We start from the raw sequence: 21,538 nt of genomic DNA on the forward strand, positions 1-21,538 counted from the left end.
GTAGGCGGTGGGTCGCACCCAAGGGGGTGGCGGGCACGGTTGTTGCACGCCTGCCGGGGTGACCTCCGCCTCCAGCTTCCTCCTCGCCTCCCGCCGCTGCGAAATCGCCGAGCTCGAGCAGCTCGCGCGCGCTTGCGAAGGCGTGGGTGTGATCGGCCGGTTCATCCATGCGCTGCAGCGTGAGCGCGGAATGACCAACCTCCTGCTGGGGTCGGGTGGCCGCTATGGCCAGAGCTGGCGTGAGCAGGTCGCGTGCTGTGATCGCGCGCAGCAGGACGTGCTGCACACCCTGGAGCAGCTGGGCACCGATCCCGGCGCGCTCAAGAACGGCTCGCGCCTGTTCAACCGGGTGGCCTTGGTGCTGCACGCGCTCGACGGGCTGCCCGAGTGGCGCGCCCGCATCGAGGCGCATGCCGTGGAGGCGGCCGACGCCACCGCCTTCTTCGGCAAGCTCATCGCCGCCTTGCTGGCCGTGGTCTTCGAGGCCGCCGACAGCGCCGGCGATCCGGAGATCTCGCGGGCGTTGATCGCCCTGCTGCACCTGATGCAGGGCAAGGAGCTGGCTGGCCAGGAGCGTGCCCTGGGCGCGCGTGCCTTCGCCGTCGGGCACATCGCCGCGGCCGACCAGCAACTGTGGCACCACCTGATCGAGTCGCAGCAGGCCAACCTGCAGGTGCTCGCCGAACTGGGCGATGTCGCGGCGGCCGAAGGCGTGCGGCACGAGTGGCCCGAACTCGAACGCTTGCGGCACCTGGGCTGCGAGGGCCCGGCGGGTGCGCGGGACAGCCGCTTGAGCAATGTCTGGTACGAGGCCTGCACCCGGCGCATCGACGCGCTCAAGCTGGCCGAGGACCAGCTCACGCTGCACCTGCGCCGGCTGTGCGGCCGGCGCATCGCCCAGGCTCGAGGCGAACTGGCCGACCAGCGCGAGGCCCTCGACCGGCTGCTGTCGCAGGCGCAGCCGGTCGATCCGGCCACGCCCGCCCCGGGCGCGGGGCGTTCGCTGGATCGCGCGGTGCTGGAGATGATGCAGGCGCAGTCGCATCGCCTGCAGCAGATGGCCGACGAACTCGAAGCCGTCCGTGGCCGCCTGAGCGAGCGCAAGCTGGTCGAACGCGCCAAGGGCCTGCTCATGTCGCACCAGGGCCTGAGCGAGGAGCAGGCCTACCGCTCGCTGCGCCAGCTCGCCATGAACCAGAACCGCCGCCTGGCCGATGTCGCCGCGTCGGTGCTCGCGCTGGCCGACGTGCTCCCCGGCGGGGCACGCTGAACCGTACCGGTTCATCGCGGCGCACGAAAACCGTGCATGCCGCCGGCGCTTTTCCGCACAAGCCCCTGGAATCACCCTGGCACGCATCCTGCGTTATCCGAGGCATCGGGCGCTGACGGCGGCGCCCTCCAGGACAACGGCGTCCATCCACCCGCGGCAACCGCAAGGCCACGCGGAGCGATGGACGCCGTTTCTTTTTCTCGACCTCGCAACCCAGGAGTCCACATGACCCATCGCAGCAGCACCTCGACGGCGGTGTCCCGTCGCACCGTCCTCACCGGCTCGGCCGCCCTGGGCGCCGCCGCCCTCGGCGCCGGCCTCTGGCCGATGAAGGCCTCGGCCCAAGGCACGGCGCTGGAAACGCGCGCCGCCAAGCTGGGTTTCATCGCCTTGACCGATGCCGCGCCGCTGTTCGTCGCCGACGAAAAGGGCTTCTTCAAGAAGCACGGCATGACCGAGGTCGAGGTGCTCAAGCAGTCGTCCTGGGGCACCACGCGCGACAACCTGGTGCTGGGCTCGCGCAGCAACGGCATCGACGGCGCGCACATCCTCACGCCCATGCCCTACCTGATCACGCTGGGAGCGGTCACGGCCAACAACGTGCCGGTGCCCATGACCATCCTGGCGCGCCTGAACCTGGCGGGCCAGTGCATTTCGGTGGGTAACGAATACATGGACCTGAAAGTCGGCCTGGACACGCGCGAGTTCAAGAAGGCGCTGCAGGCCAAGGCCGCCAAGACCGGCAAGCCGGTGAACGCCGCCATGACCTTCCCCGGCGGCACGCACGACATGTGGATGCGCTACTGGCTGGCCGCCGGCGGCATCGACCCCACCCGCGACATCAACACCATCGTGGTGCCGCCGGCGCAGATGGTGGCGAACATGAAGGTGGGCAGCATGGACACCTTCTGCGTCTGCGAGCCCTGGAACCACCAGCTCATTCACCAGAAGATCGGCTACACGGCCAACACCACGGGCGAAATCTGGGCCAACCACCCGGAGAAGGCCTTCGCCATGCGCAGCGACTACGTGCAGGCCAATCCCAACGCCACCAAGGCCCTGCTCAAGGCGGTGATGGAGGCGCAGATGTACTGCGAGGACCCGAAGAACCGCGCCGAGGTGGCCGAGATCTGCTCGCGCCGCCGCTGGATCAACGCGCCGCTGGCCGACATCGTCGACCGCATGAAGGGCGACTTCGACTACGGCACGGGCCGGGTCGTCGCCAACAGCCCGCACCAGATGCGCTACTGGAAGGACTTCGCGAGCTATCCCTTCCAGAGCCACGACCTGTGGTTCCTGGTGGAGAACATGCGCTGGGGCTACCTGCCGCCCAACCTCGACACCAAGGCGGTGATCGCCAAGGTGAATCGCGAGGACATCTGGCGCGCCGCCGCCAAGGAGCTGGGCGTGGCGGCCAAGGACATCCCGAGCTCCACCTCGCGCGGCGTCGAGAAGTTCTTCGACGGCAAGGTGTTCGATCCGGCCAACCCCAAGGCCTATCTCGACAGCCTGGCCATCAAGCACCTCAAGAACGCCTGACCCCACGATCTCTTCCACGGCCTCCGCACCATGCCAACCACCGAACCGATCCGACTGCCGGCCCCCGGGCCCAGTGCCCTGCATGCGTTCGCGCGCTCACTCGGGCAGTTCTTCGTCCAGCGCGTGCTGCCCCCGCTGGTCATCATCGGCGCCCTGCTCCTGCTGTGGCACGTGCTCGGCTCGCGCCCCGGCGCCGCGCTGCCCGGTCCGCTCAAGGTGATCGAGGACACCTGGGAGCTGATCGTCCATCCCTTCCACGACCACGGCGGCAACGACGTGGGCCTGGCCTGGCAGCTGCTGGCCAGCCTGCAGCGGGTCGCCTACGGCTACACGCTGGCGGTGCTGGCCGGGGTGAGCCTGGGGGTGCTGGTGGGGCAGTCGACCTGGGCGCTGCGCGGGCTGGACCCGCTGTTCCAGGTGCTGCGCACGGTGCCGCCGCTGGCCTGGCTGCCGATTTCTCTGGCGGGCTTCCGCGACGGCAATCCGTCGGCGATCTTCGTGATCTTCATCACCTCGATCTGGCCGATCATCATCAACACCTCGGTGGGCATCCGCAACATCCCCGAGGACTACCGCAACGTCGCGCGCGTCATCCGCCTCAATGGCGCCGAGTACTTCGTGAAGGTCATGCTGCCGGCCGCCGCGCCCTACATCTTCTCGGGACTGCGCATCGGCGTCGGCCTGTCCTGGCTGGCCATCATCGCCGCCGAGATGCTGATCGGCGGCGTGGGCATCGGCTTCTTCATCTGGGACGCGTGGAACTCCTCGCGCATCAGCGACATCATCCTGGCCCTGGTGTACGTCGGCCTGGTCGGCTTCGCGCTGGACCGCATCGTCGCCCTCGTCGGCCATCGCATCACCCGCGGCACCGCCGCCAGCTGAGGACGCACACCATGAAGAACGACAAGGCCTATCTCTCGCTGTCGCAGGTGGACATGGTGTTCACCGGTTCCAGCGGCACCAACCCCGTGCTCAAGGGCATCGACCTGCAGGTGCGACGCGGCGAATACATCTCGCTGATCGGCCACTCGGGTTGCGGCAAGTCCACCGTGCTGAACATCATCGCCGGCCTGCTGCCCGCGACCAGCGGCGTGGTGCTGCTGGACGATCGCGAGGTCGCCGGCCCGGGGCCCGACCGCGCGGTGGTGTTCCAGAACCACTCGCTGCTGCCCTGGCTCACCGTGCGCCAGAACGTGGAGATCGCGGTCGACAAGATCTTCGGCCGCAGCCGCAGCAAGGCCGAGCGGCGCGACTGGGTGCTGCACAACCTCGCCATGGTGAACATGAGCCACGCGCTGGACCGCCTGCCTTCGCAGATTTCCGGCGGCATGAAGCAGCGCGTGGGCATCGCCCGCGCCCTTTCCATGGAGCCCAAGGTGCTGCTGCTCGACGAGCCGTTCGGCGCGCTCGACGCGCTGACCCGCGCGCACCTGCAGGACGAGGTGATCCGGATCCAGGCCGAGCTGGGCAACACCGTGGTGATGATCACCCACGACGTGGACGAGGCGGTGCTGATGTCCGACCGGGTGGTGATGATGACCAACGGTCCCGCCGCCACCATCGGCCAGGTCCTCGACATCGACCTGCCGCGCCCGCGCAGCCGCATCGAGCTGGCCGAGGACCGCACCTACAACCACTGCCGCCAGGAGATCCTGAGCTTCCTGTACGAGAAGCAGCGCAAGGTGGAGGCGATCGCGCCGGTGCGCTCCATGGCCGCGCGGGCTCGCGAACAAGCCGCCGCGCAGGCCTGAGGAGCACGGCCATGCAGAAGATGAAACTCGTGATGGTGGGCAACGGCATGGCCGGGGTGCGCACGGTCGAGGAGCTGCTCAAGATCGCGCCCGGCCTGTACGACATCGCCGTCTTCGGCGCCGAGCCGCACCCCAACTACAACCGCATCCTGCTGTCGCCGGTGCTGGCCGGCGAGCAGACGCTGGAAGAGATCGTCCTGAACTCCTGGGAGTGGTACGCGCAGAACGGCATCCGCCTGCACGCCGGCAAGAAGGTGGTCGAGGTCGACCGGGTGCGCCGCATCGTGCGCGCCGAGGACGGCACCGAGGAACCCTACGACCGCCTGCTGATGGCCACCGGCTCCAACCCCTTCATGCTGCCCATCCCGGGCAAGGACCTGGAGGGCGTGATCGCCTACCGCGACATCGCCGACACGCAGGCCATGATCGACGCGGCCGCGACCTACCGGCACGCGGTGGTGATCGGCGGCGGCCTGCTGGGGCTGGAGGCCGCCAACGGCCTGAAGCTGCGCGGCATGGACGTGGCCGTGGTGCACGTCAACGACTGGCTGATGGAACGCCAGCTCGACGAGGCGGCCGGGCGGCTGCTGCGGCAATCGCTCGAGGACAAAGGGCTGCGCTTCCACATGGGCGCGCAGACGCAGGAGCTCCTGGGCGGACCCGATGGCCGCGTGCGCGCCGTCCGCTTCAAGGACGGCAGCGAGATCCCCGCCGACCTGGTGGTGATGGCCGTGGGCATCCGGCCCAACACGGCGCTGGCCCAGTCGATGCGGCTGCACTGCGACCGCGGCATCGTCGTCACCGACACCCTGCAGACCGTGACCGACGCGCGCATCTACGCGGTGGGCGAATGCGCCGCGCACCGCGGCATCGCCTATGGCCTGGTGGCGCCCCTGTTCGAGCAGGCCAAGGTGGCGGCCAACCACCTGGCGCAGTTCGGCATCGGCCGCTACAGCGGCTCGCTCACCTCCACCAAGCTCAAGGTCACCGGCATCGACCTGTTCTCCGCGGGCGACTTCCAGGGCGGTGCGGACACCGAGGAGATCGTGCTGTCCGACCCCTTCGGCGGCGTCTACAAGAAGCTCGTGCTCAAGGGCGACAAGCTGGTGGGCGCCTGCCTCTACGGCGACACCGTGGACGGCAGCTGGTATTTCAAGCTGCTGCGCGAGGGGCGCAGCGTCGCCGACATCCGCGACAAGCTGATGTTCGGCGAGTCGAACATCGGCGACGTCGGCCACGAAGGCCACAGCAAGGCCGCCGCCATGCCCGACGAGGCCGAGGTCTGCGGCTGCAACGGGGTGAACAAGGGCAGCATCTGCAAGGCCATCAAGGACAAGGGCCTGTTCACGCTCGACGAGGTGCGCAAGCACACCAAGGCCAGCGCGAGCTGCGGCTCCTGCACCGGGCTGGTGGAGCAGATCCTGATGTTCACCGCCGGCGGCGACTACTCGGCCACGCCCCGCAAGAAGGCGCTCTGCGGCTGCACCGACCATTCGCACCAGGAGGTGCGCGACGCCATCCGCACGCAGCACCTGCTGACCATCGCCGACACCCAGCGCTTCCTGCAGTGGCGCACGCCCACCGGCTGCGCCACCTGCCGGCCGGCCCTCAACTACTACCTGATCTCCACCTGGCCCAAGGAGGCGCGGGACGACCCGCAGAGCCGCTTCATCAACGAGCGCGCCCACGCCAACATCCAGAAGGACGGCACCTATTCGGTGGTGCCGCGCATGTGGGGCGGCGAGACCACCGCCGACGAGCTGCGCCGCATCGCCGACGCGGTGGACAAGTACAACATTCCCACCGTGAAGGTCACCGGCGGCCAGCGCATCGACCTGCTGGGGGTGAAGAAGGAAGACCTGCCCAACGTCTGGCGCGACATCGGCATGCCTTCCGGCCACGCCTACGCCAAGGGCCTTCGCACCGTGAAGACCTGCGTGGGCAGCGAGTGGTGCCGCTTCGGCACGCAGGACTCGACCCAGATGGGCAAGGACCTGGAGCGCGCGGTGTGGCGCATGTACGCGCCGCACAAGGTCAAGCTGGCGGTGTCCGGCTGCCCTCGCAATTGCGCCGAGGCCGGCATCAAGGACGTGGGCGTCATCGGCGTCGACTCGGGCTGGGAGATCTACGTCGCCGGCAACGGCGGCATCAAGACCGAGGTGGCGCAGTTCCTGTGCAAGCTCAAGACAGCAGCCGAAGTGCTCGAATACAGCGGCGCCTTCCTGCAGCTGTATCGCGAGGAAGGCTGGTACCTGGAGCGCACGGTTCACTACGTCGGGCGCGTGGGGCTGGACTACGTGAAGAAGCGCATCCTGGACGATCACGAGGGCCGCGAGGCGCTGTGGCAGCGCCTTCAGTTCGCGCTCGACGGCGAACCCGATCCCTGGTTCGAGTTCGACAAGGCGCGGGTGGACGCGCGGCAGTTCCACAAGATCGAGGCGGTGAAGGCATGAACATGGGCGACTGGACGCTGATCTGCCGGGTGGAGGACATCCCGGTGCTGGGCTCGCGGCGCGTCGAGCGGTCGCGCGGCATGGACGTCGCGGTGTTCCGTAACGACGCGGACCAGGTGTTCGCCCTGCTCGATCGCTGCCCGCACCGGGGCGGCCCGCTGTCGCAGGGCATCGTCTTCGGCACCAGCGTGGCCTGCCCGCTGCACAACTGGGTGATCGGCCTGGAAGGCGGCTGCGCGCAGGCGCCCGACGAGGGCTGCACGCCGCGCTTTTCGGTGCGCGTGGAGGCCGGATCGGTCTACCTGAACGCCCTCGAGTTGGCCAGCCATGCGCTGGATGCGCAGGCCCCCGTGGCCGGGCCGGCGCGGCACATCGCCATCAAGGTCGCCTGAGACGCGCCCGCATGCCCAGCGAAACCCGGTCCACCTGCCCCTATTGCGGCGTCGGCTGCGGCGTGATCATCGAGTCCGATGGGGCGCAGATCACCGGCGTGCGCGGCGACCCCGAGCACCCCGCGAATTTCGGCCGGCTGTGCAGCAAGGGCTCGACCCTGCACCTGACCGCCGCCGCGCCCATCACCCGACACGACCGCTTGCTGCATCCCATGCTGCGGGCGCGCCGGGGCGACGCCCTGCAGCGCACGGACTGGGACACCGCGCTGGATACGACGGCCCGGCAGTTCGCGCGGGTGATCCGCGCCCACGGACCCGACGCCGTGGGCTTCTACGTCTCCGGCCAGTTGCTGACCGAGGACTACTACGTCTTCAACAAGCTGGCCAAGGGCCTGGTGGGCACCAACAACATCGACACCAACTCGCGGCTTTGCATGAGCAGCGCGGTGGCCGGCTACAAGCTCACGCTGGGCGCCGACGCGCCGCCGTGCAGCTACGAGGACGTGGAGCAGGCCGACTGCCTGTTCATCGTCGGCAGCAACGCGGCCTGGGCGCACCCGGTGCTGTTCCGGCGCATCGAGCAAGCCAAGGCGATGCGGCCCGACATGAAGATCATCGTGTGCGACCCGCGCCGCACCGACACCGCCGGCCTGGCCGACCTGTTCCTGCCGATCCAGCCGGGCACCGACGTGATGCTGTTCCACGGCCTGCTGCACATCATGCTGTGGGAGGGCTGGACCCAGCCCGACTGGATCGCGCGCCACACCAGCGGCTTCGACGCGCTGAAGGCCCGGGTGCGCGAGTGCACGCCCGAGGCGGTGGCCCAGGCCTGCGGCATTCCGGCGGCCGACCTGCTCACCGCCGCGCGCTGGTTCGCCACCTCGCCCTCGACGCTCAGCCTCTATTGCCAAGGCCTCAACCAGTCGGCCAGCGGCACCGCCAAGAACGCCGCGCTGATCAACCTGCACCTGGCGACGGCGCAGATCGGCCGCGCCGGCTGCGGCCCCTTCTCCCTCACCGGCCAGCCCAATGCCATGGGCGGCCGCGAAGTGGGCGGGCTGGCCAACCTCCTGTCGGCGCATCGCGACCTGGCCAACCCGCAGCATCGCGCCGAGGTCGCCGCGCTCTGGGGCGTGCCTTCGGTGCCGGACAAGCCGGGCCGAACGGCGGTGGAGATGTTCCAGGCCGCCGCCGATGGCGAGATCCGCGCCCTGTGGATCGCGTGCACCAATCCCGCGCAATCCATGCCCGACCAGGCCACGGTGCGCCGCGCCCTCGAGCGCGCCGAGTTCGTCGTGCTGCAGGAGGCCTTCGCCACCACCGCCACCGCCGACTTCGCCGACCTGCTGCTGCCGGCGACCAGTTGGGGCGAGAAAGACGGCACCGTGACCAACAGCGAGCGCCGCATCAGCCGCGTGCGCCCGGCCGTCCCGGCACCCGGCCAGGCCCGGCACGACTGGGCCATCGCGGTCGATGTCGCGCGCCGGCTGGAGCGGTTGCTCCCCTCGCGGGCAGGCGCCGTCCCGAGCCTGTTCCCCTACGCCAGCCCCGAATCGGTCTGGCTCGAACACCGAGAGTCCACCCGCGGCCGCGACCTCGACATCACCGGCCTGGGCTACGCCCTGCTCGATCGCCGGCCCGAGCAGTGGCCCATGCCCGAAGGGGCGGCGGCAGGCCGGGCGCGCCTCTACGAAGACGGCGTGTTCCCCACGGCCGACGGCCGCGCCCGCTTCGCCGACGTGGCCTGGCAGCCGCTGGCCGAGCCGCGCGAGTCGCGCTATCCCTTTTCCCTCACCACCGGGCGCCTGCGCGACCAGTGGCACGGCATGAGCCGCACCGGCACGCTGGGCCGGCTGTTCGGCCACGTGCCCGAGCCGTCGGTGCAGATGCACCCGCAGGACATGGCCCGCACCGGCCTGGGCGAAGGCGACCTGGTGCACCTCACCTCGCGCCGCGGCTCCATCGTGGTGCCGGTGCAGGCCAGCGACGAGCTCGGCCTGGGCCAGGCCTTCATGGGCATGCACTGGGGCGGGGAGTTCCTGGGTGGCGTGTCCAGCACCGGCCACCGGCTGGCGGGCGTGAACGCCATCACCACGTCGGCCTTCTGCCCCAGCTCCAAGCAGCCCGAACTGAAGCACGCCGCGGTCAAGATCATGAAGGCCGAACTGCCGTGGCAGCTGCTGGCCATGGCCTGGCTGCCGCCGGAGCAGGCGCTGGCCGCGCGGACCGCGCTGCGCCAGTTGATGGAGCGCTTCCCCTTCGCCACCTGCGTGCCCTTCGGGCGCGAGCGCAGCGGCGTGCTGTTCCGCGCGGCGGCCTACGAGCCGGCGTCGCTGGGGCTGCTGTCGCAGTTGGAGACGCTGCTGGGCATGGCCGGCGACCAGGGCGTGCGCTATGCCGACCCACGCCGCGGCCAGCACCGGGCGGTGCGGCTGGTCAGGCAGGGCGCGCAGAGCCGGCTCGAGGCCTTCCTGCTGGCCGGCGACACGCGCTCGCAGGCCTGGATCCGCGCCCTGCTGCAGGACGAGCTCGATGCGCGCAGCTACGGCCGCCTGCTGCTGGCACCCGGCGCCAAGCCACCGGTGGCGATCGCGCCCAGGGGTCGACAGGTCTGCGGCTGCCTGGACGTGAGCGAGCCCGCCATCCAGCGCAACCTGGCCAGCTGCCAGGGCACGCCCGAAGAGCGCCTGGCCCAGCTGCAGCAAGACCTGCGCTGCGGCACCCAGTGCGGCTCCTGCGTCCCCGAACTCAAGCGCCTCGTGCGGGCGCAAATTCCCATATCGCCAGAAGTCATGAGTCATTCATGACAATGGCGGCGATGGCATCTATCAGTCACTACATCCGCGAGATCGGCCGGGGCAAGCAGGGCGCCCGATCCTTGGGCCGCGAGCAGGCGGCCGACCTGTTCGCGCAGGTGCTCGACGGCGCGGTGACCGATTTGGAGATCGGCGCCTTCTGCCTGGCCATGCGCATCAAGGGCGAGACGCCGCAGGAGATGGCCGGCTTCCTCGACGCCACCGCCGCGCGCACGGCGCTCGTTCCGGCGGGTGCGCAGCCGCTCGTGGTGCTGCCCAGCTACAACGGGGCGCGCAAGCTGCCGGTGCTCACGCCGCTGCTGGGCCTGTTGCTCGCGCGGCGCGGCCTGCCGGTGGCGATCCACGGCACGTCCACCGAGAGCCGGCGCGTGTTCGTCGACGAGGTGCTGACCGCCCTGGACCTCGAGCCCCGACGCCACGTGGCCGAGGTCGCGCCCGGCGAGCTGGCCTTTTTCCCGACCGAACTGCTGTGCCCGGGCCTGAAGCGCCTGCTGGACGTGCGGCGGGTGGTCGGCTTGCGCAACTCGGCCCACAGCCTGGTCAAGCTCATGAACCCCTCGGCGGGACGCGCGGTGATCGTGAGCAGCTACACCCATCCCGAGTACGCGGTGTCCATGGCCGAGGTGTTCAAGCTCGTCGGCGCCACGGCGCTGCTGTTGCGTGGCACCGAGGGCGAGGTGGTGGCCGATGCCCGGCGGCTGCCGCAGATGGACGGCTTCGTGCGTGGCGAGCATGTGCCGCTGGAGCCCGGGCGCAAGGGCACGCTGACCGACCTGCCCGACTGGCCCGAGGGCACCGACGCCGGCGCCACCGCCACCTACATCCGCGAGGTGCTGGACGGCCGCCGCCCCACGCCGCAGGCTCTGCGCGTGCAGGTGGAACATATCTTGCGACTGGCCCTCGCATCATGAGGACGACGAACATGCAAGGCACCGTGACCCTGGTGGGCGCCGGCCCCGGCGATCCCGAACTGCTCACACTCAAGGCGGTGCGAGCCATCCGCGCGGCCACGGTGCTGCTGGTCGACGACCTGGTCGGCGACGAGGTCGTGGCCCTCGCCGATCCTGGCGCGCGGATCGTGCACGTGGGCAAGCGCGGCGGCTGCAAGAGCACGCCGCAGGCCTTCATCGAGAAGCTGATGGTGATTGCCGCGCGGGAAGGCGAGACGGTGGTGCGGCTCAAGGGCGGCGACCCCTTCATCTTCGGCCGCGGCGGCGAGGAACTGGAGCACCTGCGCGCGGCCGGCATCGAGGTGCGCGTGGTCAACGGCATCACCGCCGGGCTGGCCGCGGTGAGCTCGCTGGGCGTGCCGCTGACACACCGGGAGCATGCGCACGGCGTGGTCTTCGTCACCGGCCATGCCAAGCCGGGCGAGCGCGGCGTCGACTGGGCGCGGCTGGCCGCGACGGCGTGCGACGCGCGCCTGACGCTGGTGATCTACATGGGCGTGAGCGGGGTCGAGCAGATCGCGCAGGGGCTTCTCGCGGGGCTACCCGCGGCCACGCCGGCGGCCGTCATCCAGCACGCCAGCCTGCCGCAGCAGCGGCATGTGGCGTGCACCCTCGGGGAACTTGCCAGGACCGTGGCTCGTGAAGGCGTGGCCAGCCCGGCGGTGATCGTGATCGGGGACGTGATGTCGGGCCTGGCCGCGGCGGCGCGGGGCCAGCAGCTGTCGCGGGTGGCGTGAGTCGTTCGGGCACCCTCTGACAAGGTCTCAAAGCACCACCCGCCGTTCGGGCTGTCGAAGCCTGCATCGCACCTCGGGCCCTTCGACGGGCTCAGGGTGAACGGACGGGGCGCAAATTCCGTTCGGGCTGAGCCCGTCGAAGCCTGCACCGCGCGGCGTGCCCTTCGACAAGCTCAGGGTGAACGGGCGAGGCGCAAATTCCGTTCGGGCTGAGCCCGTCGAAGCCTGCACCGCGCGACGGGCCCTTCGACAAGCTCAGGGTGAACGGGCGAGGCGCAAATTCCGTTCGGGCTGAGCCCGTCGAAGCCTGCACCGCGCGACGTGCCCTTCGACAAGCTCAGGGTGAACGGGCGAGGCTCAGGGTGAACGGGCCGGGCCCTACCAGGGCAGGAGCTGCGATTCCTTCAATTCGATCCCGAACCCCGGCGCATCCGAGGGCCGCACCTTGCCGTCCACCGGCACCGGCACACCTGGAATCTTCATCGCCTCGGCCAGCGGCACGCCCGGGTCGGACCCCAGCCAGTACTCCGCCAGCGAGGCCTCGGGCAGCGCGAAGTGGAAGTGCTGGCCGAAGGGCAGGCCGGCGCCCGAATGCGGAATCGTGGCCAGGCCCGCGGCCTCGCCGATGGTGTAGACCTTCAGCGCCTCGGTGAGCCCGCCCAGCCAGCGGATCTCCGGTTGCAGCACGTCGACGCAGCGCCGGTCGACCAGTTCACGGAAGGCGTGCCGGCCCTTGTGGTCCTCGCCGGTGGCAATGGGCAGCGTGGGCACCGCGCGCTTGAGCGCCACCAGGCCGTCGGTGTCGTGCGGCATCAGCGGCTCCTCGATCCAGCGCAGCCGGTAGGGCTTGAGGCGCTCCATCAGCCGGGCGGCGAAGTCGACGTTGAAGGACATCACCGGGTTGAACATCAGGTCGGCGTCGGGCCCCACCGCCTCGCGGGCCCGGGCGATCTTTTCCTCCAGCCGGTTCAGGCCCTCGGTGCCCTCTTCGTAGTGCACCGGGTTGCTCACCTTGAAGGCCTTGAAGCCCAGCTCCATCGACCAATCGAGGTCGTCGCTGGTGGCATAGCAGGCGATGGCTTCGCGGCAGGGCCCGCCGATCAGGCTGTAGACCGGCACCCCCAGCAGCTTGCCCTTCAAGTCCCACAGCGCCAGGTCGATCGCGCTGCGCGCCACCGAGGTGAGGCCGGTGGGCCCGAAGCGCTGGGTGGAACGCCACATCAGGTCGGCCAGGAACTCGATGGCCAGGCAGTCGCGCCCCTCCAGCAGCGGTGCGTAGTGCTCGCGCACCAGCGGCTCGACCAGGTTGCCCCAGTGGCACACGCCCAGGCCCCAGGTGCCGTCCTCGGCCGTCACCTGCACCCACATCTCGCCGGCCACCTCGCCCGGGATCTTGCGCAACTGGCGCGGGAATTCGGGGTACTTGTTGATCGGGAAGGCCCGGCGCGCCGACTGGTTGTAGCTCGGCCGGCGCGGCGTGGTGACGACCGGCCGGGCCGGCAGGTCCAGGCGCACCGCCCGGATGGACTTGATCTTCATGCGGGCTCCTACTGCAGCATGTGCGAGATCAGCTCGGCCGTCTCCAGCGCGGCGGGAACCTCGGCCTCCAGCGCTTCGAGCGACCGCCCGGCGATGCTGATGGCGGCGGCCGGCCGCTCGGCACCGTCGAACACGGGCACCGCGATGCAGCACGAAGTGGCCGTGTTCTCGCGGAATTCGGTGGACCAGCCGCGGTCGCGCGTGGCGTCGAGCTCGGCCAGCAGCGCCGGCACCGAGGTCAGGGTGTTGGGCGTGCGCGCCACCATCGGCCGCTCGGCCAGGATGGCCTGCACCTGCGCCTGCGGCAGCCAGGCCAGGATGGCCTTGCCCAGGCCGCAACAGTGCACCGGCACGGTGCGCCCGAAGCGCGAGTAGATGGTGGGCAGGTGCGGCTTGTCGGCGCCGGCCAGGATCATGATGCGCCCCTGGTGCAGCACGCCCATGTTCACCCGCGTGTTGAGCTTCTGCGCCAGCGCCTGCAGGTGCGGCAGGGCATCGGTGCGCAGCCGGTGCGTGTCCAGCAGGCGCGAGGCCAGCGGCAGCACCGACAGGCCGATGGACAACCGGGCGTCGCGCGGGTTCTGCTGCAGGAAACCGGCGGCGACCAGCGTCTGCACCAGCCGGTGCGTGGTGGGCCGGCTCATGCCGGCGATCACGGCCAGCTCGCCGATGGTGGGCGGGTGTTCGCACTGACCCACCTTGTCCAGCAAGGCCAGCGCCTTGCCCAGCGTCTTGACCATGGCCTGGGGTGACGCCTCACCCATGTTGGCTTCTGCCTCCGGCACAGCGGCTGCCATCTCCACTCCGTCTCATGTCGATGCCCGCAAGCCTACCGCAAAGCGCAGACGGCTTGTCCACAATCTGGACAAGATGTCCTCCGGGTAAACGAGAGCACCCGTTCGTGACCGAGCGTCACATCATTCGGGCGCAGTTTCCGTCGTGACTCGTCGCTCAAAGGAAGTAGCTCAGGTGCGTGTGGAATCGACAAGCAGCGGGGCGGTCTCTCGCCCCCACCCGGCCGCCGAGGCCGCGTCCGAGGCGCCCGCCGCCGTCCCGGAGCCCGGGTTGGCGGTCGAGGTGCGCGGCCTGCGCAAGCACTACGTGGGCAAGGGCGCCGACCGCCGCCGCAGCGAGGTGGTGGCCATCGACGGCGTGGACCTGCAGGTGCGCGCGGGCGAACTGGTCGTGCTGCTGGGCCCCAGCGGCTGCGGCAAGACGACGCTGCTGCGCTGCATCGCGGGGCTGGAGCGGCCGCAGCACGGCGAGGTGCGGGTGCACGGGCGCATCGTGTTCTCGGCCGAGGCGGGCGTGTTCGTTCCGCCCGAGCACCGCCACATCGGGATGATGTTCCAGTCGTACGCGCTGTGGCCGCACATGACCGTGCAGGACAACGTGGCCTATCCGCTGGCGGGCCACGCGCCGCGGGCGCAGCGCGAGCAGCAGGTCGACGGGATGCTCGAGCGCCTGGGCATCGCCGGGCTGGGCCACCGCTATCCGGGCGAGCTCAGTGGCGGCCAGCAGCAGCGCGTGGCGCTGGCCCGCGCGCTGATCGCCTCGCAGTCGCTGGTGCTGTTCGACGAGCCGCTGTCGAACGTGGACGCCAAGGTGCGCAAGCGCCTGCGCGCCGAGCTGCGCGAGGTCAAGCGGCGCAACGGCTTCGCCGGCGTGTACGTCACGCACGACCAGGAAGAGGCCATGGAGCTGGCCGACACGCTGGTGGTGATGGAAAGCGGCCGCATCCGCCAGGTCGGCTCGCCCCGCGCGGTGTACGAGCGCCCGGCCTCGATCTACGTGGCGGACTTCGTCGGCGACATCAACCGCTGGCCGGCGCGGCTCGTCGAGCCGGGCCGGGCCCGCTGCGAACTGGGCACGCTGCAGCTGTCCGACCGCCCGGCCCAGGCCCGTGACGGCGACGACGGCTGGGTGGGCATCCGGCCCGAGCACGTGAACCTGGCACCCGCCTCCGCCGGTACGCTCATCAACCGGGTGCCGGCCATCGTGCAGGACATCGTGCACCTGGGTGCGCGCATCGAATGCCGCATGAGCGCCGGCGGGATGCCGCTGACCGCCCATGTGGCCGACGCCCAGGCCCACCACCTGTCGGTGGGCCAGGCGGTGGACGCGCTGCTGCCGCCGGAGATGCTCAGATGGCTGCCACGCTGAGCCTGCCGACCTCCGGGCGGGCCGAGCGACGGCCCCGGGCCGGCGGCCGGCTGCCGGTGCTGCTGGCCCTGGCGCTGACGGCGGCGACGGCGGTGGTGGTCTTCTATCCCATGCTGGCCATCGGCCTGCGGGCCTTGTTCCCGGCCGAAGGGTCGAGCCTGGAGCTGTGGCGCCAGACCCTTGCCAGCCGCGACCTGCACGTGGCCGTGCGCAACACCGCCATCCTCGCGGTGGCGACCACGGCGATCTCGGTGCCGCTGGGCACCTTCTTCGCCTGGCTGATCGAGCGCACCGACGCCCACTGGGGTGCGCTGTCGCGCCTGCTGCCGGTGGTGCCGCTGCTGTTGCCGCCGGTGGCCATGGCCATCGGCTGGCTGTTCCTGGCCGATCCGCGCGCGGGCTTCCTGGCCAAGCCGCTGGTGGCCGGGTTCGCCGCGATCGGCATCGAACTGGACCCGTCCAGCCTGGCGATCCAGAGCTGGCCGGGCCTGGTGTTCCTGTACGTGCTGTGGGCGGTGCCGCATGTGTACGTGGTGGCGGCGGCCGCGTTCGGCAACATCGATCCCTCGCTCGAGGAGGCGGCGCGCATGTGCGGCAAGGGTCGGCTGCGCTGCTTCTGGGAAGTGGCCGTGCCCTCGATCCGGCATGCGGTGGGCGCCTCGGTGCTGCTGTGCGTGATCTCCAGCATCGGGCTCTATTCGATCGCGGCGCTGATGGGAACGGCCGCGCGCATCGACGTGCTGTCGGTGCACATCTACCGGCTGCTCAATTTCGCCTACCCGCCCAGGATCGGGCAGGCCGTGGTGATCGGCCTGCTGCTGATGCTGTTCATCGGCTCGCTGTGGCTGCTGCAGCGCAAGCTCGCCTCGCGCGCCGGCGCCGCCACCGTCGGCGGCATGGGCGTGCGCCCCAACCGCGTGGCCCTGGGCGGCTGGCGCTGGCCGGCTCGGCTCCTGATCGTCGGCTACGTGGTGCTCACCTCGGTGCTGCCGCTGCTGGCGCTGTTCATCGTCGCCCTGCAACCGTTCTGGCGGCCGGTGATCGACCCGGGAATGCTGAGCCTGGCCAACTTCCGCGAGATGGCCGAAGCCAGCATGCCGCGCATGGCGATCGCCAACAGCACCTTGCTGGCGCTGGCCACGTCCACCGGCGTGGTGATGGTGGCCGGCATCCTGGCCATCCTCGCCAGCGGCCTCGGCGGCGCGCTGGAGAAGGCCATGGGCGTGGCCACCAAGCTGCCCTCGGCGGTGCCGCACATCGTGTTCGCGGTGGGCGTGCTGATCGCCTTCGGCTTCGCGCCGCTGCACCTGCAGGGCGGCTGGCTGATCCTGCTGCTGGCCTACCTGGCGGTGTACCTGCCCACCGCCACCATCACCGCCGAATCGGCCGTGCGCCAGGTCGGCTCGCAGCTGGTGGAGGCTTCGCGCGTGTTCGGCGCCTCGCCGGCCCGCACCTTCTGGCGGGTGCAGCTGCCGCTGATCCTGCCGGGCCTGGCTGCGGGCTGGGCCTCGATCTTCGCGCTGGTGCTGGGCGAGCTGAACGCGGCGGCCATCCTCTCGGGGCCGCGCAACCCGACCATCGGCTACATGATCCTGACCCTGTTCGACAACGGCACCTACTCGCAGCTGGCGGCCATCGGCAGCCTGATCGGCGTGGTGTCGGCGATCACCGTGTCCTTCGTCCTGCTGCTTGGGCGCCCCCGCTACCACGCCAGCAGCTAGCTCCATCCCCAGCCCAGAAGACCAGGAGACCCCCCATGCGCCGCCACCGCCTCGCTTCAGCCATCGCCGCCACCGGCTTCGCCCTGCTTGCCGGTGCGGCCGCCGCCCAGGCCCTGGGCACGCAGGAGCTGCCTCCCGAGGTGGTGAAGGCGGCGCAGGCCGAAGGTCAGGTCATGATCTATTCGTCCGAGGACGAATCGCAGCAGCGCTTCACCCTGGCGGCCTTCGAGAAGAAGTACGGCATCAAGGGCAGCTTCATCCGGTTCCCCACCGGGCCGCTGATGCAGCGCTTCAACACCGAGCACGACGGCGGCAAGCCGCAGGCCGACGTGGTGAGCGTGAGTTCGCCGATTCCCTTCCGCATGCACGCCGATCGCTTCTCCCAGCTCACGCCGCAGGGGGTGCCGAACCTGGCGCAGTGGCCCAAGGACGCGGTGCAGGGCAACTTCCTGAACCACACCATGGACATCGTGGCGCTGGTCTACAACACCGAGCAACTCAAGCCCGCCGAGGTGCCCAGGACCTGGTCCGACCTGGCCGACCCCAAGTGGAAGGGCAAGTTCCTGCTGACCGACCCGCAGGTGGCGGACAACTACATGGGCTGGCTGGACGCGGTGGAGCGCGCCCACGGCATGGACCTGCTGCGCAAGATCGCCACGCAGCAGTACAAGGTGACGCCCTCCGGCGCTTCCGGCGTGCAGCAGGTGGCCGCCGGGGCCTACGTGTTCAACGCCCCCACCTTCACTGCCTTTTCCAAGCAGCTGATCGAGAAGAAGGCGCCGATCGCCATCCAGTACCTGTCGAACCCGACCGTGATCTCCCCACGCTCGATGGCGATCGCGGCCAAGGCGCCGCACCCGAACGCCGCGCGCCTGTTCGTCAACTGGATGCTGTCCGAGGAAGGCGTGCGCACCTACTGCAGCCATGCCAGGACCTCGGTCATCGGCGACCCCGCCGGCTCGCGCGGCTGCGTGGCCTTCCGCGACGGCGAGAACATGCGCTTCGACGTGCCCGAGGAGCGCCGCCGCGCGATGGCCAAGGCCCTGGGGGTGGCCAACTGATGTCCCCCGCCACCCTCTGCGCCACGCCCGTGGAGCACCCGGCCGCCTGGACCTCGGCCCGCCTCGGCGGACGACAGGCCATCACGCGCCGGCTCATGGGCGAGGAGCTGGCAGGCCTGGACCGCCTGCTGGCGCGCACCGCGCACCTGCCGCCGCAGGGCGCCACCCGCGCCGACTTCGACGAGCCGGCCGTCAACCGCCTGATGGACGAGGTGCGCGCCATCCTCACCGAGGGCCGCGGCGTGGTGCTGCTCGCCGGCATCGACACCGACCGCTACGCGCCGGAGGCGATGGAACGGATCTACTGGGGCATGGGCACGCACCTGGGAACGGCCGCCGTGCAAAGCCGCGGCGGCGACCGGCTGGGGCGCGTCGAACAGGACGACCAGGACCCGGTGCAGCGCGGCTACCGCTCGTCCAGCGAGCTGCGCATGCACACCGATTCCTACGAGCTGATCGGGCTGATGTGCATCCGCCAGGCCGCACGCGGCGGCCAGAGCGCCCTGGTCAGCTCCCTGGCCATCCACAACGTGCTTCTGCGCGAACGGCCGGAGCTGCTCGCGCCGCTGTACCGCGGCTTTCCGATGGCCATTCCCGAGGCGCGGCACAGCGCCCGGCCGATCACCGACACCGCCATCCCGGTGTTCTGCTGCGTCGACGGCGTGGTCAGCTGCAACTACGCCGGCAGCTTCATGCGCGCGGCGGCGCAGCAGCTGGGGCAGGCGCTGCCGCCGGAGCTGGACGAAGCGCTGCGCGTGTTCTCCGAGATCGCCGAGCGCGACGAGCTGGCGCTGCGCTTCATGCTGGAGCCCGGCGAGATCCTGCTGTGGAACAACTTCACCAACCTGCACTCGCGCACCGAGTTCGAGAACGACGACGGGCACAGGCGCCTGTTGCTGCGGCTCTGGCTGCACGCCGGGCAGCCCAGGCCCACCGTGCCGCAGCTGCATGAACGCGCCCGGGTCTACGACCGGGTCTACCAGGAACATGCCAAGGAGGTTCACCCATGAAGGTCGTCCTCGCCAGCCGCGTCGCGCTCGACCCGGTGCTGAGCGTGCTGAAGTCGCAGCCGGAGATCGAGTTGATCCACTGCAGGGACCACGGCGAGGTGCCGCGGGCCCTGGAGGGCGCCGACCTGGCGGTGCTGTCCGACCCCAAGGGCGCCGAAGGGCCGCCCATCGTGCGGGCGCTGCAGCAGCCGGGTCGCACCGTGCGCTGGGTGCAGGTCACCACCGCCGGCGCCGACGGGCTGCTGATGCACGGCCCCCTGCCGCCCGAGCTGGTGCTGACCAACCAGGGCGGCGCGGTGGCGCCCACGGTGGCCGAGCACGCGATGGCCATGATCCTCGCGATGACGCGGCAGATGCCCACCATCCTGGCGCGCTCATCCCGGCGCGAATGGATCAAGGAGTTCTCTCCGCCGCTGATGGCGCTGGAGGGACGCACGCTGGCGATCGTCGGCTACGGGCACCTGGGCCGGCAGGTCGCCAAGCGCGCGCGCGGCTTCGACCTGAAGATCGTCGGCCTCTCCCGCTCGCTCACCAGCGATCCGCTGGCCGACGAGATGCTGCCGCTGGAGCGGCTGCACGACGCGCTGGCGCGCGCCGACGTGGTGGCCGTGACCGTGGCCTCGGTGCCGGCCACCCGGCACCTGCTCGACGCGACGGCCTTCCAGACCATGAAGCGCGGGGCGCTGCTGGTGAACGTGTCGCGCGGCGAGACGGTGGACCAGGTGGCGCTGCGCGCCGCCCTCCAGGACGGCCGACTGGCCGGCGCCTTCATCGACGTGGCCGACCCGGAACCGCTGCCGGCTGACGACCCGCTCTGGGACGCGCCCAACCTGATCGTCTCGCCGCACTCGGCCGGGCACGGCGGCACCCGCACCGGCGCGCGCATCGCGCAGACGCTGACCGAGAACCTCGCGCGCTTTCGCGCCGGCCAGCCCCTGCTGCACCGGCTGGAGACCGCATGAAGATCACCGCGGTCGAACAACTGCACGTCAGCGGCGGCTGGGACAACTGGTCCTTCCTCAAGCTGAGCACCGACACCGGGCTGGTCGGCTGGTCCGAGTTCAACCAGGCGCGCGGCCGGCGCGGCCTGGCGCAGGTGATCGAGGGCCTGTCCGGACTGGTGGTCGGCGAAGACCCGCGCAACGTGTCGCGCCTGGCGGCCCGGCTGTTCTCGGCCACCCAGTCGACCACCGGCGGGCTGCAGTCGCTGGCCGCCGGCGCCTTCGAGAACGCCTGCCTGGACCTCAAGGCCAAGGACCTGGGGATCCCCGTGCACGAGCTCCTGGGCGGCGCGCTGCGCCGACGGCTGCCGCTGTACTGGTCGCATGCGGGCCTGTACCGGGCGGTGCACGCGCACCTGTTCGGTCCGGTGATCGACGCCGCCGCCGTGCGCTCGCCAGCCGACCTGACCGGCCTGGGTGCCGAGGTGCGGGGCAAGGGGTTTCGCGCGCTCAAGACCAACCTGCTGCGCTTCGCGCCCGGCGAGCGCACCGCGGTGCTGCGTGGCAGCGGTCCATTCGAGCTGAACATCGAGAAGCCCATCGTGGACACCGCGGTGTCGCAGCTCGAAGCCCTGCGGCACGGGGCCGGCGACGGGATCGGCCTCATGCTGGACCTCAACTTCAACTTCAAGCCCGAGGGCTTCCGGCGCCTGGCGCGCGCGCTGGAGCCGTTCGACCTCACCTGGCTGGAGATCGACAGCCACTCGCCCGCGGCGCTGGCATCGATCCGCCAGTCGACCCGGCTTCCGATCGCCTCGCTGGAGGCGGTGCTGGGCCGCCGCGCGCTGCTGCCTTACCTGGAGGCTCAGGCGGTGGACGTGGCCATCGTCGACGTGGTGTTCAACGGCATGGCCGAGTCGATGAAGATGGCCGCGCTGCTGGACGCCTTCGACGTGAACGTGGCGGCGCACAACTCGCACGGGCCGCTGGGATCGCTCATGAGCGCGCACTTCTGCGCGGCTATTCCCAACTTCAGGATCATGGAATTCGACCCCGACGAAGTGCCCTGGCGACGGCAGCTGCTCACCGCGCCGTTCACGGTGGAAGGCGGCGAGTTCGAGCTACCCGCGGCGCCCGGCTGGGGCGCCGACATCGACGAAGCCGTGGCGCGCGCGCACCCGGCGCATTGAGAGCA

The 21,538-nt window shown here is 70.6% G+C and carries 17 protein-coding genes; 15 read left to right on the forward strand and 2 right to left on the reverse strand.

The annotated features are described in order from the left end of the window. Positions 1 to 58: 58 nt before the first annotated feature. The 9 genes from JI739_RS05735 (at position 59) to cobA (ending at position 11,908) form a co-directional block, all read left to right on the forward strand. Complete coding sequence (locus JI739_RS05735) at positions 59 to 1,270, forward strand: nitrate- and nitrite sensing domain-containing protein (protein WP_201682842.1); 1,212 nt, start codon at positions 59 to 61, stop codon at positions 1,268 to 1,270. 225 nt (positions 1,271 to 1,495) lie between these two features. Then, a complete protein-coding gene (locus tag JI739_RS05740; RefSeq protein ID WP_201682843.1) occupies positions 1,496 to 2,809 on the forward strand; it encodes a CmpA/NrtA family ABC transporter substrate-binding protein in 1,314 nt (437 codons plus the stop codon). 30 nt (positions 2,810 to 2,839) lie between these two features. Then, a complete protein-coding gene (gene ntrB, locus JI739_RS05745; protein ID WP_201682844.1) occupies positions 2,840 to 3,691 on the forward strand; it encodes a nitrate ABC transporter permease in 852 nt (283 codons plus the stop codon). An 11-nt stretch (positions 3,692 to 3,702) separates the two neighbouring features. Next, positions 3,703 to 4,560: an ABC transporter ATP-binding protein gene (locus tag JI739_RS05750; protein ID WP_201682845.1), complete on the forward strand. Its 858-nt coding sequence runs from the start codon at positions 3,703 to 3,705 to the stop codon at positions 4,558 to 4,560. An 11-nt stretch (positions 4,561 to 4,571) separates the two neighbouring features. Beyond that, positions 4,572 to 7,013 (forward strand): nitrite reductase large subunit NirB, encoded by a 2,442-nt coding sequence (nirB, locus tag JI739_RS05755; RefSeq protein ID WP_201682846.1) that lies wholly within the window; start codon positions 4,572 to 4,574, stop codon positions 7,011 to 7,013. Positions 7,014 to 7,015: 2 nt separating this feature from the next. Further along, entirely contained in the window at positions 7,016 to 7,405 is a 390-nt protein-coding gene (nirD, locus tag JI739_RS05760; protein WP_201683326.1) for a nitrite reductase small subunit NirD, read from the forward strand. Positions 7,406 to 7,416: 11 nt separating this feature from the next. After that, complete coding sequence (locus JI739_RS05765; protein ID WP_201682847.1) at positions 7,417 to 10,212, forward strand: nitrate reductase; 2,796 nt, start codon at positions 7,417 to 7,419, stop codon at positions 10,210 to 10,212. 11 nt (positions 10,213 to 10,223) lie between these two features. Then, positions 10,224 to 11,132, forward strand: coding sequence for a DNA-binding protein YbiB (ybiB, locus tag JI739_RS05770; protein ID WP_201682848.1), 909 nt, complete (start codon positions 10,224 to 10,226; stop codon positions 11,130 to 11,132). An 11-nt stretch (positions 11,133 to 11,143) separates the two neighbouring features. Continuing rightward, positions 11,144 to 11,908 (forward strand): uroporphyrinogen-III C-methyltransferase, encoded by a 765-nt coding sequence (gene cobA, locus JI739_RS05775; RefSeq protein WP_236589073.1) that lies wholly within the window; start codon positions 11,144 to 11,146, stop codon positions 11,906 to 11,908. A 378-nt stretch (positions 11,909 to 12,286) separates the two neighbouring features. Here the strand turns inward: cobA and JI739_RS05780 are convergent, their stop codons facing one another. Together JI739_RS05780 and JI739_RS05785 are read right to left on the reverse strand one after the other, a co-directional pair. Continuing rightward, positions 12,287 to 13,447: an enolase C-terminal domain-like protein gene (locus tag JI739_RS05780; RefSeq protein ID WP_201682850.1), complete on the reverse strand. Its 1,161-nt coding sequence runs from the start codon at positions 13,445 to 13,447 to the stop codon at positions 12,287 to 12,289. An 8-nt stretch (positions 13,448 to 13,455) separates the two neighbouring features. Beyond that, positions 13,456 to 14,211, reverse strand: a complete 756-nt coding sequence (locus JI739_RS05785; RefSeq protein WP_201682851.1) for an IclR family transcriptional regulator — start codon at positions 14,209 to 14,211, stop codon at positions 13,456 to 13,458. 211 nt (positions 14,212 to 14,422) lie between these two features. Here JI739_RS05785 and JI739_RS05790 point away from each other — a divergent pair, with 211 nt between their 5' ends. The 6 genes from JI739_RS05790 to JI739_RS05815 are packed head-to-tail and all read left to right on the forward strand — an operon-like array spanning position 14,423 to position 21,533. Next, a complete protein-coding gene (locus JI739_RS05790) occupies positions 14,423 to 15,610 on the forward strand; it encodes an ABC transporter ATP-binding protein (RefSeq protein ID WP_201682852.1) in 1,188 nt (395 codons plus the stop codon). Then, positions 15,595 to 17,331: an ABC transporter permease gene (locus JI739_RS05795; protein WP_201682853.1), complete on the forward strand. Its 1,737-nt coding sequence runs from the start codon at positions 15,595 to 15,597 to the stop codon at positions 17,329 to 17,331. The genes JI739_RS05790 and JI739_RS05795 overlap by 16 nt, the downstream gene beginning before the upstream one ends. Positions 17,332 to 17,366: 35 nt before the next feature. Further along, complete coding sequence (locus JI739_RS05800; RefSeq protein ID WP_201682854.1) at positions 17,367 to 18,392, forward strand: ABC transporter substrate-binding protein; 1,026 nt, start codon at positions 17,367 to 17,369, stop codon at positions 18,390 to 18,392. After that, positions 18,392 to 19,402, forward strand: a complete 1,011-nt coding sequence (locus JI739_RS05805; protein WP_201682855.1) for a TauD/TfdA family dioxygenase — start codon at positions 18,392 to 18,394, stop codon at positions 19,400 to 19,402. The genes JI739_RS05800 and JI739_RS05805 overlap by 1 nt, the downstream gene beginning before the upstream one ends. Next, positions 19,399 to 20,364 carry a D-2-hydroxyacid dehydrogenase gene (locus tag JI739_RS05810; protein ID WP_201682856.1) on the forward strand — a complete coding sequence of 322 codons (966 nt, stop codon included), beginning with the start codon at positions 19,399 to 19,401 and terminating at the stop codon, positions 20,362 to 20,364. The genes JI739_RS05805 and JI739_RS05810 overlap by 4 nt, the downstream gene beginning before the upstream one ends. Next, on the forward strand, positions 20,361 to 21,533 hold the full coding sequence (locus tag JI739_RS05815) for a mandelate racemase/muconate lactonizing enzyme family protein (protein WP_201682857.1): 1,173 nt from the start codon (positions 20,361 to 20,363) through the stop codon (positions 21,531 to 21,533). Before JI739_RS05810 ends, JI739_RS05815 begins: the two co-directional genes overlap by 4 nt. Positions 21,534 to 21,538: the final 5 nt, after the last annotated feature.

Source organism: Ramlibacter aurantiacus, from assembly GCF_016722895.1.
Taxonomy (GTDB): Bacteria; Pseudomonadota; Gammaproteobacteria; order Burkholderiales; family Burkholderiaceae_C; genus Ramlibacter; species Ramlibacter aurantiacus.

Coding starts and splice junctions, on each gene's coding strand:
- JI739_RS05740 (WP_201682843.1), top strand. CDS start 1,496: ATGACCCATCGCAGCAGCACCTCGACGGCGGTGTCCCGTCGCACCGTC.
- ntrB (WP_201682844.1), top strand. CDS start 2,840: ATGCCAACCACCGAACCGATCCGACTGCCGGCCCCCGGGCCCAGTGCC.
- JI739_RS05750 (WP_201682845.1), top strand. CDS start 3,703: ATGAAGAACGACAAGGCCTATCTCTCGCTGTCGCAGGTGGACATGGTG.
- nirB (WP_201682846.1), top strand. CDS start 4,572: ATGCAGAAGATGAAACTCGTGATGGTGGGCAACGGCATGGCCGGGGTG.
- nirD (WP_201683326.1), top strand. CDS start 7,016: ATGGGCGACTGGACGCTGATCTGCCGGGTGGAGGACATCCCGGTGCTG.
- JI739_RS05765 (WP_201682847.1), top strand. CDS start 7,417: ATGCCCAGCGAAACCCGGTCCACCTGCCCCTATTGCGGCGTCGGCTGC.
- ybiB (WP_201682848.1), top strand. CDS start 10,224: ATGGCATCTATCAGTCACTACATCCGCGAGATCGGCCGGGGCAAGCAG.
- cobA (WP_236589073.1), top strand. CDS start 11,144: ATGCAAGGCACCGTGACCCTGGTGGGCGCCGGCCCCGGCGATCCCGAA.
- JI739_RS05780 (WP_201682850.1), bottom strand. CDS start 13,447: ATGAAGATCAAGTCCATCCGGGCGGTGCGCCTGGACCTGCCGGCCCGG.
- JI739_RS05785 (WP_201682851.1), bottom strand. CDS start 14,211: ATGGGTGAGGCGTCACCCCAGGCCATGGTCAAGACGCTGGGCAAGGCG.
- JI739_RS05795 (WP_201682853.1), top strand. CDS start 15,595: ATGGCTGCCACGCTGAGCCTGCCGACCTCCGGGCGGGCCGAGCGACGG.
- JI739_RS05800 (WP_201682854.1), top strand. CDS start 17,367: ATGCGCCGCCACCGCCTCGCTTCAGCCATCGCCGCCACCGGCTTCGCC.
- JI739_RS05805 (WP_201682855.1), top strand. CDS start 18,392: ATGTCCCCCGCCACCCTCTGCGCCACGCCCGTGGAGCACCCGGCCGCC.
- JI739_RS05810 (WP_201682856.1), top strand. CDS start 19,399: ATGAAGGTCGTCCTCGCCAGCCGCGTCGCGCTCGACCCGGTGCTGAGC.
- JI739_RS05815 (WP_201682857.1), top strand. CDS start 20,361: ATGAAGATCACCGCGGTCGAACAACTGCACGTCAGCGGCGGCTGGGAC.